The following is an 11,907-nucleotide window of genomic DNA, read 5'->3' as shown; positions in this document are numbered from 1 at the left end:
ACGGGAAAATCCACTCCTGGCGGGCTACCGAGATCACCTGCACCCCGACATGATCCATCATGGACGGCCGACGGAGTTACGAGACGTCCCTTAGGGCCACTGGACGGCCTCGACGACGAGTTCTGCGGAGCACGAATTATCATCGAACCGCTCGGCTCGGATGGTGAGCGATGATTTGCCCTTGGGCACGCGTAGTTCCTGTTCCTGGCTCCCAGAGCCAGCCATGCCATTGCCGAGAGCTTCGCCATCAGCGAGAAGCTCCCACCGAACCTGCGCGCGGTCCGAACAGCCATCAACGACGATGCTCAGATCCCTCTGGCGTGCCGGACCCGAGAGGGTGGCCTGTGCCTGAATTGTCTGTCCCGACGAGTCAAGGAACCAGCGATTGGTGCATGTAGTATGCATTGCGAAGTTGAGACCCTCGGTCGTGCATTCCTGCTGTGCCGCGTCGCCGATGGAGAACCGCATCTCGGTGCGATTAGGAATCTCAGGGAGAAGTAGGGGCAGCGATGACCGACAATGCTGGGAGGCCAAGTGCCACTCCTGCCACACCGAGCCTGCGGCGCGTCTTCTTGCGCAGGATGTCCCTGGCGGTCGTACACTCGGTTTCGTATGCGGCCAGGATTTCTGGCTTGTCCAGGGAGAGCGCCAACGCGCGGACAAAAGGCCTCGCCATATCCAGCGTCGCCTTCATCCGAGAGGAGGTGTTCGACGCTTGCACGGCCACGATGACAGCGACCAGCGTACCTGTTATCGCCGCAAACCAGGACGCCCGTTCCAGCAAGTCCGTCCAGTCTGACATGGCTCTCCCTCTCCGCCGCTCGGCAGTTGCAGGAAATACGAGCGAGCATAGACGAACGTCCGGGGGCACGCCGGTTCTGTTTCGCTCTGCGGCAGACGCCCATTGCCCCATTTGCGCGTATTCCGGCGGGCTCCCAGTTCCCACACTCGCCATACCACTTCCGGCGCGCCCACCACGACGCCGGGTTGGTCGTCGCCGCGCTGAACATGGCCGCGGTCACCCGCGGCGGCAGCTCGGGTCCTGCTTCGACAACGCCGTCGCCGAGGCCACCTTCTCCACCATCAAGGTCGAGTACGTCCACCGCCACCAGTTCCGCACCCGCACCGAGGCCCCCTGAAAATCGCCACCTGGATCACCGACTTCAACAACCGACGCCGCCGGCACTCCGTCTGCGACTGCGTTCACCCATCGACTACGAACGTTCGGAAACCCACGCCCCTGGAGACCCAGGCCGCATAACGGAGCCCTCCACGATTCCAGGGGATTCGGCACGCGGGGTGCCGTCATCTGCATGTCCGGCAGTTGTGGCGAGTACCGATCGCCGTGATCAGGGCACCGGACGGAAGTCCGGGCCGTCGGCGGTCGTCACCAGCTCCCAACCGGAGGCTTCCAAGGTGATGTCGGTACGGACACCGAAGGCTTGGACCAGGCGGGCTGCCGGCCCTTCCGGAAGAGTGGCGCTGACCGTGGCGAACGCCTCGGCCGGAGATGTTCCGAGCTGCTGTGCCACAATCCACGGCACCGCCAGCGCCACCATGATGTCTCGGTCGTCATTGGACGCCAGGCATCTGGCGAGTCCGGTCGCCAGCACCGAGCGGCGTAGGAGGTCGACCGAGTTCTGCCGCAACGCCAGGGTGGCCAGGCGGGTGCCGTAGCGGCCGAGGGCGAGCGCGGTGGCGGGGTCGAGGGTGCGTACAAAACTCTGCTCGATGCGTCGCGGCACGCTGGCGAGGATCTGCTGGGCGAGCCGGTCCTGCTTTCCTGGGACTCTCTCCAGGTTGGCTTCACCCGGCCAGGATGGCAGAACCGCGCGAGGTCAGCACTCGGCCCTGCCGAGGCGCGCGAACTCGTCGCGGGAGACGTACTTCGGTACCTCCTCGTTGTTCACGATAGCGGTGATCATGACCGAGCCTGGTCGCAGGCCGGCCAGTTCGGGGAGCCGGAAGGTCACCGCGTGGGTGGTGAAGCTGCTGTTGTCGGCGACGCCGTACATGCGGAAGGCGGCGCGCCGATCAGGGGCAGGATCGGGCGGGAATCCCGGCAGTTGGACGGTGGCCGGCGAGGTCGCGTCCCGGGGTACGTCGTAGTCCCGGCCCGGCCAACTCGGCCAATTCGCGGATGGTTCCGAGCGCCGGACGGGGTGGGCGAGACCGCGCGTTCGGTGGCAAGGACAATCACGTCCGGCGGCTTGTCCGCGCACCAGGCCAGCGCGGCGAGCGGTCGGCCGTCAGCATCCACGGTGAGGCCGGTGATGCCCTTGATCTCTGGCGTGCAGGCGGTCAGCGCGGTCAGCACGAGCAGTGTGGCGGCCAGGGTGGCGACGATCCGCCGTGTCCTCGCGCGCGTTCGAGCGACCATGCTCTGACGATTACAGCGCGGCGTCGACCTTCCACCTCGGTTGGGTTTCAGGACGGTGACGAAGACGCGTAGCCAACCGCCGTCGATGACTGAATTCGACAGGTCCGCGCGAGTCGCCGTGTCGCCGACACGGCCCGGCTCGTCCGGCAGCTCCTGCCGCTGCACGTCGGAGCCGGGTACCGTCGATTGTGGCGGCTCGCTGGTGGGAGGCCAGCAGATCGCTGCCCAGTCCTTCACCCGGGAGCTTCGCCATGCCGCCGAGCGCGCGCACCATCGTTGACCCACGGTTCCCCGCTGAGCTTGCCCGACTTCGACGTGTCCGTGGCCTGTCACTGCGCGATCTGGCCCGCCTTGCGTACGTCGGGAAGAGCTACGTGCACGACCTCGAGACGGGCCGTACCCGACCGTCCCGCGAACTCGCCGCGCACCTTGACGACACGTTGCAGGCCGGCGGGCGGCTTGCCGCGATGGTCGTCGATGCCCCGACAGTCACCACCCCCGACGACGATGACCGCCTGGCGTACGTGCTCGCCGAACCGACCCGCCTCGACGCCGCTGCGGTGCGGCTGCTCGCCGAGGTGCTGGCCGCGCAACGCCGCCTCGACGACGTCCTGCCGGCTCCGGTGACACTGCCGGCCATGGTGGCGCAGTGGTCCACCATGCAGCAACTCGCCGAGCGGGCTGCCGGGCCGTACGCCGGCCAACTGCACGAGGTGGTGGCGGAGTGGACGCAGTTCGTCGGCTGGTTGCATGCGGAAGCCCGCAACGACGGTGAGGCGATACAGGTGCTGATCGAGGCCGCCAGGCAGGCCGACGCCGTTGACAGTGGCCCGCTCGCGGCGCAGGTGGAGAACTTCCGAGGCTACCTGGAACGGCAGCGAGGCAACCCACGCGGCATCGTGCGCCATTTCCTCGCCGCGTACCACACACCCGGGGCGACGGCCCTGCAACGTGTCGGCGACGCGGTCCAGGCCGCCCACGGATACGCGCTACTCGGCGATCGGCGCTCAGCGGCAGGGCTCCTCGGGGAGGCCAGCGACCTCACCGAGGCGGCCGAGCGCGAGCAGGCACCGGTCCTGGCCTACTGGCTGACGCCCACGTTCAGCAGGATGGGTCTCGGGCTGGCCTATCTGGCGCTCGGCGACACGTCGGCCGGCATCGACAACCTGCGGGCAGGGTTGGCCGGGTTGCCGCCTGACCAGCGGGACGCCGCATGGACGCAGGAGTATCGGCAGGCACTCGCGGTCGCCACCGGCTGAGCTGTCCGTCAACCGTCCCGGACAGGACGCCGGACGCCTCGCACCTGCCCTGCGTGCCCACCGCCATCGCACGATGCTTGTGGGTGGTGGCGGTGCGCCCCCACGTACCGCCGCCCCCGTCCCCAACTTCGGCGGAGGTGATGGCGTGAGCAGGTGGCACAGGTTGTGGTGGTGGCTGCGGCGGCGGCCGCTGCCGCTGGCGGACGGCGGGCAGTGGCGGGAGACCGTCGAGCAGGAGGCCGCCCGGAAACGCCTGCTCGACCAGGCCCGGCGTGACGGCCGGTGGCCGGCATGACTGGGCGTGCCGTCAGCTATCGGGACGCGATGGCTGCCGAGGCGGTGCGAATCGGCCGGGCCGTCGACGCCCTGCCCGACCGGCTCGCCGACGAGCACCTGCCGCGCCGGCCGGAGTGGACGTGCGCCAGCTGCGAGGGCGAACCGCCGTGGCCGTGCGCCCCGGCGCGGGTGCGGCTCGTCGAGGCGTACGGCCGGGACCGGGTCGGCCTGTCGATGTACGCGGGTGCCTTGTTGACGGCGGCGTTGGACGACCTGCCGCGCGAGGATCCCGGCGAGCTGACGACCCGGTTCCTCGCGTGGCTGCGGTGCACCTGCGAGGCGGTAGCCACCGGGGCGTGACTGACGATCAGCACCCCGTCGCATCCGCCGTCCTTTTCGTACGCCTGCCTGCCTGCGACCGGTCAAGCACGGACCGGCGTAGCCGGATGTGACCTCCGTTGCACGGACACGCCGACACACCATCTGGTGTCTTGCGTTGGTGGGTGGCCCATATATGGTGTCACCCGTAGCTGGTTCGGGCGCCCATCAGGGGCGGCCGAGGCAAGAGGGAACCCGGTGGAAATCCGGGGCTGCCCCGCAGCGGTGAGTGGGAACGACAGCCGTCACACAGCACTGGGCCACGGCCTGGGAAGCGACGGCCAGTAGGAGCGCGCGAGCACGCCCACGAGTCCGAAGACCTGCCAGCACGCCGCCCGCACTCGTGGGCGGCGGCCGCAGGCCGCGTGGGACGGCCGACGCCAGGAACGGGCCGTGCCGCCTGCACGGATTCCGTGGCGTCCTCCCCGCGTGTCCGAGGCCCTGAGCAGACGGCGCGAGGAGAGAGACGTGACGGTCGTGCGGGAGACGCCGGCCTCCGACGCAGGTGTGTCGGAGCAGCGCCGGCAGGTGATGCAGGTCCGCAAACGCGACGGCGCCACGGAACCGGTGGACGTCAACAAGATCGTCCGGGCGGTGGAGCGGTGGGTGGCCGACCTCGACGAGGTCGATCCGCTGCGGGTGGCCACCAAGACCATCAGCGGCCTGTACGACGGTGCCACCACCGCCGAGCTGGACAAGCTGTCCATCCAGACGGCCGCCGAACTCATCGGTACGGAGCCGCAGTACTCGAAGCTGGCGGCTCGGCTGCTGGCCGCGTACGTGGACAAGGAGGTCCGTGGGCAGCAGGTGGCCAGCTTCAGCCAGTCCATTCGCTACGCGCACGGCCTCGGGCTGATCGGGGACGCTACCGCCGCGTTCGTGGCCCGCAACGCCCGCAAGCTGGACGACGCGGTGGACCCCGACGGTGACCTACGGTTCGAGTACTTCGGGCTGCGCACCGTCGCGGACCGGTACCTGCTGCGGCATCCGCAGACCCGCCTGGTGGTGGAGACACCGCAGTACTGGCTGCTGCGGGTGGCCTGCGGGCTGTCGCAGACGCCGGGTGAGGCGATGGGGTTCTACCGGCTGATGTCGAGCCTGGCGTACCTGCCGAGTTCACCGACGCTGTTCAACTCGGGAACCCGGCACACCCAGATGTCGTCGTGCTTCCTTGTCGACTCGCCGCGTGACGAGCTCGACTCGATCTACGAGCGTTACCACCAGGTGGCGAAGCTGTCGAAGTTCTCCGGCGGCATCGGCATCTCCTGGTCGCGGGTCCGGGGCCGGGGCGCGTTGATCCGGGGCACCAACGGCAGGTCCAACGGCATCGTGCCGTTCCTCAAGACCCTCGACGCGGGGGTGGCGGCGGTCAACCAGGGTGGCCGCCGCAAGGGCGCGGCCTGCGTGTACCTGGAACCGTGGCACCCGGACATCGAGGAGTTCCTGGAGCTGCGGGACAACACCGGGGAGGAGTCCCGGCGTACCCACAACCTGAACCTGGCCAACTGGATCCCGGACGAGTTCATGCGCCGGGTGGAGGCGGACGGCGACTGGTCGCTTATCGACCCGTCGGACGCGCCCGAGCTGCCGGACCTGTTCGGCGAGGCGTTCGACGAGGCGTACCGGGCCGCGGAGAAGAAGGCCGTGCGGACGGTGAAGGCCCGCGACCTGTACGGCCGGATGATGCGTACGCTCGCGCAGACCGGCAACGGGTGGATGACGTTCAAGGACGCGGCGAACCGGCTGTCCAACCAGACCGGTGCGCCGGGCAACACGATCCACCTGTCGAACCTGTGCACGGAGATCCTGGAGGTCAACAGCGACACCGAGACGGCCGTGTGCAACCTCGGGTCGGTCAACCTGGGCGCGCACGTCACCGCCGACGGCGTCGACTGGGAGAAGCTGCGCGCCACGGTACGCACGGCCGTGGTGTTTCTCGACCGGGTGATCGACATCAACTACTACCCGGCCGAGCAGACGGCGGTGTCGAACCCGCGCTGGCGTCCGGTCGGGCTCGGGCTGATGGGCCTGCAGGACGCGTTGTTCACCCTGCGTCTGCCGTTCGACTCGGCGCCGGCACGGGAGCTGTCGACCCGGGTACAGGAGGAGATCTTCCTGACCGCGCTGGAGACGTCGGTCGGGCTCGCCGAGCGGCTCGGCCCACACCCGGCGTACGCCGAAACCCGTGCCGCGAAGGGTGAGCTGCATCCCGACCTGTGGGGCGCGGAGGTGACGCAGGCGCAGCGGTGGGCCGCGCTGCGGGAGCGGATCGCCCGTCACGGCCTGCGCAACTCGCTGCTTGTCGCGATCGCGCCGACCGCCACGATCGCCTCGATCGCCGGTTGCTACGAGTGCATCGAGCCGCAGGTGTCAAACCTGTTCAAGCGCGAGACGATGTCCGGTGAGTTCCTCCAGATCAACACCTACCTGGTCCGAGAGCTGAAGGCGCGTGGGCTGTGGACGGCGCCGATCCGGGAGCAGATCAAGCGGGCCGAGGGGTCGGTGCAGGGCATCGCCGAACTGCCGGCGGAGGTGCGGGAGCTGTTCCGTACCGCGTGGGAGCTGCCGCAGCGGGCGCTTGTCGACCTGGCCGCCGCCCGTGCGCCGTTCGTCGACCAGTCGCAGTCGCTGAACCTGTTCCTCAGCGCGCCGACCATCGGCAAGCTCTCCTCGATGTACCTGTACGCCTGGAAGGCCGGGCTGAAGACCACCTACTACCTGCGGTCGCGTCCGGCGACCCGGATCCAGCAGGCCACCGTCGCCGTCACCCCGGCGGTCAAGCCGATCGTCGCGGTCAGCGACGACGAGGCGTTGGCCTGCTCCCTGGAAAACCCCGAGAGCTGCGAGGCGTGCCAGTGACCACCGTTTCCGAACCCGATACCGGCCGGCGGCAGATGCTGCTCGACCCCGGCATGGACCTGACCCTGCGGCCCATGCGCTACCCGCAGTTCTTCGACCGTTTCAAGGACGCCATCAAGAACACCTGGACCGTCGAGGAGGTCGACCTGCACTCCGACCTCGCCGACCTGGCGAAGCTGTCCCCGGCGGAGCAGCACCTGGTGTCCCGGCTGGTCGCGTTCTTCGCCACCGGCGACACCATCGTCGCCAACAACCTCGTGCTCAACCTCTACCAGCACGTCAACTCGCCGGAGGGACGGCTCTACCTGTCCCGGCAACTGTTCGAGGAGGCGGTGCACGTCCAGTTCTACCTGAACCTCCTGGACACCTACGTGCCGGACGAGCGGGAACGGTTCGCGGCGTTCGCGGCGGTGGAGAACATCCCGTCGATCGCCCGCAAGGCCGAGTTCTGCTTCAAGTGGATCGACTCCATCTTCGAGCTGCGGGAGCTGAAGACCCGCGAGGACCGGCGGTCGTTCCTGCTGAACCTGATCTGCTTCGCCGCCTGCATCGAGGGACTGTTCTTCTACGGCGCCTTCGCCTACGTGTACTTCCTGCGCTCCCGGGGCCTGCTGCACGGCCTCGCCTCCGGCACCAACTGGGTGTTCCGGGACGAGTCGATGCACATGGCCTTCGCCTTCGACGTGGTCGACACCGTACGCGCCGAGGAGCCGGACCTGTTCGACGCCGAGATGGAGCAGCAGGTCCGGGACATGCTCGCCGAAGCCGTCGAGTGCGAGGTGCAGTTCGCCGCAGACCTGCTCGAACAGGGCGTGTCCGGGCTGTCCCTGGCCGACATGCGCGAATATCTCCAGCACGTCGCCGACCGCCGGTTGGCGCAGCTGGAGATCGAACCGCGGTACGGGTCGAAGAACCCGTTCGCCTTCATGGAGTTGCAGGACGTGCAGGAGCTGTCCAACTTCTTCGAACGGCGGGTGTCCGCCTACCAGGTCGGGGTCACCGGCACGGTCGCCTTCGACGACGACTTCTGAGGGCGGTCCGGCCTCAACCGCGCGGACCGGGGTCGGCTCGGCGATTCACCGCCGGGTCGGCCCCGGTCCTCGGGCTGCCTCAGACCTGATCGGCGATCAGGTACCGCATCCGGTGCCCGGTTCGGTGCCGCTCATGCGGCACTCCTTTCCACGGCGGGCTGATCGTGAGGGTGGTACAGCAGGTGGATCGCGCCGTCGAGGTCGAGACGCTGAATGCCGATGCCGTAGACGGGTTCGAGAACGGCAGGGTCGAGGACCTCCTCGGTGGTGCCGGCGGCGGCGACGCCGCCCTGGCCGAGCAGGACCAGGTCGTCGCAGTAGCGGGCAGCGAGGTTCAGGTCGTGCAGCACCACCACGGCACAGGTGCCGAGGTCGCGCACCAGCCGCAGGATCTCGTGCTGGTAGCGGATGTCGAGATGGTTGGTGGGCTCGTCGAGCAGCAGGTGGGTGGCCTGCTGGGCCAGCGCCCGGGCGATGAGCACCCGCTGGCGTTCGCCGCCGGAGAGGCGGGCGAAGGCCCGTGACCCCAGGTGGGCGGCACCGACCCGGGTCAGGCACGTCGTCGCGATCTCGTGATCCGCCCGCCCGGTGCGCTGGAAGGTGTTCAGGTGCGGGCCGCGGCCCAGCAGCACCAGCTCGGCCACGGTGAGGGCGGTCTCACCGCCGGTCTCCTGCACCACCACGGCCAGCCGGCGCGCGGCCTCCCGCGACGGCAGCGCGGCCAGGTCGTCACCGTCCACGACGACCCGTCCGGTGCCGCTGCTCAGTGCGCCGTAGAGCAGCCGCAGCAGGGTGGTCTTGCCACTGCCGTTGGGGCCGATCAGGCCGAGCACGCGGCCGGGGCGCGCGGTCACGCTGACCCCGTCGATCACCGGGTTGGCGCCGTAGTGCCAGGACACCTGGGTCGCCTGGATCACGAGTCGGCCCTGAACCGCTGCACGATCCGCTCCAGACCGTCGATCGACAGTGGGCTCGGCGGCTCGGTGAAGTTGAACAGCTGGGTCATCACCGCGCCGTTGCGGACCGCGTTGAGTTGCTCGGCACCGGGCAGGCCGGTCAGGCCCTGCTCGACCGCGGCGGGGTCGCCGTCGCTGTGGAGCAGGATCAGTACGTGGGGGTTACGGCCGAGCAGTTCCTCGACGGTGACCTCGAAGACCCGTTCCGGCGTGTCGCCGAATACGTTGCGGAAGCCGGCGGCCTGCAGTTGCGGGTGGGCCATGCTGACGGAGCCGTACGCGTACGTGGTGCCGCCGCCGACCGTCGGATACAGCACGGCGGCGGTACGACCGGACGCCGTATCAGCGGTGGCCTGGATCGCCGTCATCCGCTGCTTGAGCGCGTCGACCGCGGTGGTCGCCTCGGCCTCGCGGCCGAACACCCGCCCGTAGGTCTCCAGCTGCCGGTGGATGTCGTCGAAGCTGGGGGTGGCGGTGGTGTCCGGGCACATGGCCGGTTCCTCCAGCAGCGGGACGTCCACCGCCGAGAGGGCGTCGCGGGAGAGGTTGTCGACCTCACCGAGCACCAGGTCTGGCTCCTGGCTGATCACCACTTCCTTGGAGATCTGCAGGTGACCGCTGGTGTCGGTCTTGTCGGTCAGGAGGGGAATGCGGTCCAGTTCGGCGAGGGTCGCGGCGTCGTAGTACTCCCTGGGGTACTGCCCGGCCCGGGCGGTGACCCGGCCCAGCACGCCGAGCGCGTGCAGGTACGGCACGGCCGCGCTCTTGAGCAGCACGACGCGCTCCGGCGCGGCGTCGATGGTCACCTCCACGCCGCAGTTGGTGACGGTGACCGGAAAGCCGGGACCGGTCGCCGCCGGCTCCTCGGCGGAACCGCCGCAGGCCGCGACCAGTAGCGCGAGAACGGACGTGGCCGCGGTGACGGCGAGACGGTTTGCCTTCATCGGTGCTCCTCGGCTCATCGGGCGCTCACGCGCCGGTGAAGTGCAGACGACGGATCAGGACCAGCAGGAAGGGTGCGCCGAGCAGGGCGGTGATGATGCCGATCGGGATCTCCTGGGGGGCCAGCAGCAGCCGGGCGAGCACGTCGGCCCAGACCAGCAGGATGGCGCCGAGCAGCGCGGCCACCGGCACCACCCGGACGTGCGGGGCGCCGACGATGCGGCGGGCGAGGTGCGGCACGACGAGGCCGACGAAGCCGATGCTGCCGGCGGCGGAGACCAGCACGCCGACACTCAGTGACACCAGCACGAGCAGTCGGAGGCGGAACCGGTCGGGTGACACACCCAGGGTCTGCGCGGTCTCGTCGCCGATGGCCAGCACGTCGAGGCGTCGCCCGACGATGGTCAGGTAGCCGATCATGCCGCAGAGCACGATCGCGGCAACCAGCAGCAGGGCGTTCCACCGGGCCAGCCCGAGGGAGCCGAGCAGCCAGAACATCACCGAGCGGGCCCCCTCGGCGGACCCCGACGCGAAGATCAGGAAGCTGGTGGTGGCGTAGAGGGCGTAGCCGACGGCGACGCCGGACAGCAGCAGCCGGATCGAGGTCACCCGTCCACCGCTGCGGGCGATCAGGAAGACCAGCAGCGACGCGCCGAGCGCGCCGAGGAAGGCGCTGCTGGACAGGGCGTACTGTCCGAAGCCGGCGCCCGCGCCGAACAGGATCGCGGCGGCGGCTCCGCTGGAGGCGCCGGAGTTGATCCCCAGCAGGTACGGGTCGGCCAGTACGTTGCGCACCATGGCCTGCAACGCCACCCCGCAGGCGGCCAGTCCGGCGCCGACAAGCATGCCGAGCAGCACCCGGGGCAGCCGGACCTGCCAGACGATGGCTTCCTGCGGTGGGGTCCAGGCCACCTCGCCGGGCAGGCCGACGAGGTTGTGCCCGATGATCCGGGCCACCGTGATCGGCGGGATACCGATCGCGCCGGAGCCGACGGCGGCCATCCCGGTGAGGATCAGCCCGACCGTCAGCGCGAGCAGCCAGATCCCGGTACGGCGCCGCTGCGCCGCGACGCCGAGCAGGTCCGGCCGGCTCTCCGATTGGGCCGCGACGGTCACCGGACCCATCTGCACTCCCTTTGCTCTTGCAAAGCCTTGGCAAGAAGCTACCAGCAAGATCAGGGCAGCGGAAAGCGGCTGAGTCGTTGTTCACCACGGCCGGCCGGCTCGTACACCAGGTCTACGGGGCGGAATCCCCGCCCTGGCCGGGGATCGGCACCGCCGGTCGCCCCGGGACGGCTGCAACGTCGTCGTCGGGCGTCGTGTAGCACAACGAGCGGAGCTGATCAAGCGTGGCCGTGCTGATGACGCCGGCCCGGAGGGCCGTGGCGAGGATGCGGTACGCGCGTGTCTGCCGCGTGACGGCCTGCCAGAAGACCACTGCGGCAAAGGGGAGGCCGAGAAGGAAGAACACGTTGACGGTGAACGCGCCGACCAGCGAGAAGGCCAGCGCCGGAAGCCACAGGTTCCACCGGAGCCCGCGACCGCTGCGGTGCAGGTGGCGCTGGGCCAGCTCCATCGCTTGGCCGGACTGCGCGTCGAGCGACAGCGTCGAGCCGACAAGGTATGCCACGAAGCTCAGCGTGATAAGGAGCGTCGGCGCGCCGAGGGCGCCACCGACGATCCACAGATCCCGCCACAGGCCCGTCTCCGGCTGGGCGAGTGGAATGCTGTCGCGAAAGGCGAGCCACAGCGTCGCCAGGCAGAGGTAGCCCGCCGCGAGCGACGACCGGATCTCCCGGAAGCCCGGAACGAGAGCCGTCAGCATG

General features: G+C 69.4%; 12 protein-coding genes and 1 riboswitch. Of the genes, 5 read left to right on the top strand and 7 right to left on the bottom strand.

The genetic code is table 11. The annotated features are described in order from the left end of the window. Positions 1-487 precede the first annotated feature (487 nt). From ACFY2A_RS26835 to ACFY2A_RS26825, 3 genes are all read right to left on the bottom strand, one after another. Positions 488-802 (bottom strand): hypothetical protein, encoded by a 315-nt coding sequence (locus ACFY2A_RS26835; RefSeq protein WP_387175611.1) that lies wholly within the window; start codon positions 800-802, stop codon positions 488-490. Positions 803-1,349: 547 nt separating this feature from the next. Continuing rightward, positions 1,350-1,745, bottom strand: a complete 396-nt coding sequence (locus ACFY2A_RS26830; protein WP_387175609.1) for a hypothetical protein — start codon at positions 1,743-1,745, stop codon at positions 1,350-1,352. A gap of 93 nt (positions 1,746-1,838) precedes the next feature. Further along, positions 1,839-2,015, bottom strand: a complete 177-nt coding sequence (locus tag ACFY2A_RS26825) for a hypothetical protein (RefSeq protein WP_387175607.1) — start codon at positions 2,013-2,015, stop codon at positions 1,839-1,841. 616 nt (positions 2,016-2,631) lie between these two features. Between ACFY2A_RS26825 and ACFY2A_RS26820 the strand changes: the two genes are divergently transcribed. The 5 genes from ACFY2A_RS26820 (at position 2,632) to ACFY2A_RS26800 (ending at position 8,183) form a co-directional block, all read left to right on the top strand. Next, entirely contained in the window at positions 2,632-3,639 is a 1,008-nt protein-coding gene (locus ACFY2A_RS26820; RefSeq protein ID WP_387175606.1) for a multiprotein-bridging factor 1 family protein, read from the top strand. 145 nt (positions 3,640-3,784) lie between these two features. Continuing rightward, positions 3,785-3,934 carry a hypothetical protein gene (locus ACFY2A_RS26815; RefSeq protein WP_387175604.1) on the top strand — a complete coding sequence of 50 codons (150 nt, stop codon included), beginning with the start codon at positions 3,785-3,787 and terminating at the stop codon, positions 3,932-3,934. Beyond that, on the top strand, positions 3,931-4,275 hold the full coding sequence (locus tag ACFY2A_RS26810) for a hypothetical protein (RefSeq protein WP_387175602.1): 345 nt from the start codon (positions 3,931-3,933) through the stop codon (positions 4,273-4,275). The genes ACFY2A_RS26815 and ACFY2A_RS26810 overlap by 4 nt, the downstream gene beginning before the upstream one ends. Positions 4,276-4,429: 154 nt before the next feature. Beyond that, positions 4,430-4,636: riboswitch (cobalamin riboswitch) on the top strand. A 188-nt stretch (positions 4,637-4,824) separates the two neighbouring features. After that, the gene (locus tag ACFY2A_RS26805) at positions 4,825-7,152 is read left to right on the top strand and encodes a ribonucleoside-diphosphate reductase subunit alpha (protein ID WP_387175615.1); all 2,328 of its coding nucleotides are present in this window, start codon (positions 4,825-4,827) and stop codon (positions 7,150-7,152) included. 35 nt (positions 7,153-7,187) lie between these two features. Then, entirely contained in the window at positions 7,188-8,183 is a 996-nt protein-coding gene (locus ACFY2A_RS26800; protein ID WP_363924780.1) for a ribonucleotide-diphosphate reductase subunit beta, read from the top strand. Between the two features lie 131 nt (positions 8,184-8,314). Here ACFY2A_RS26800 and ACFY2A_RS26795 read toward each other — a convergent pair whose 3' ends face one another. From ACFY2A_RS26795 to ACFY2A_RS26780, 4 genes are all read right to left on the bottom strand, one after another. Further along, on the bottom strand, positions 8,315-9,100 hold the full coding sequence (locus tag ACFY2A_RS26795; RefSeq protein WP_387175600.1) for an ABC transporter ATP-binding protein: 786 nt from the start codon (positions 9,098-9,100) through the stop codon (positions 8,315-8,317). Continuing rightward, complete coding sequence (locus ACFY2A_RS26790) at positions 9,097-10,083, bottom strand: ABC transporter substrate-binding protein (RefSeq protein ID WP_387175598.1); 987 nt, start codon at positions 10,081-10,083, stop codon at positions 9,097-9,099. Before ACFY2A_RS26790 ends, ACFY2A_RS26795 begins: the two co-directional genes overlap by 4 nt. A 25-nt stretch (positions 10,084-10,108) precedes the next feature. Then, positions 10,109-11,206, bottom strand: a complete 1,098-nt coding sequence (locus tag ACFY2A_RS26785) for a FecCD family ABC transporter permease (RefSeq protein WP_387175596.1) — start codon at positions 11,204-11,206, stop codon at positions 10,109-10,111. Between the two features lie 112 nt (positions 11,207-11,318). After that, on the bottom strand, positions 11,319-11,906 hold the full coding sequence (locus ACFY2A_RS26780) for a hypothetical protein (protein ID WP_387175594.1): 588 nt from the start codon (positions 11,904-11,906) through the stop codon (positions 11,319-11,321). Between the last annotated feature and the right edge of the window lies 1 nt (position 11,907).

Origin of the sequence: Micromonospora sp. NPDC000442 (genome assembly GCF_042898635.1) — a bacterium.
Classification (GTDB): Bacteria; Actinomycetota; Actinomycetes; order Mycobacteriales; family Micromonosporaceae; genus Micromonospora.
This window is presented reverse-complemented; position numbering and strand designations above follow the sequence as displayed.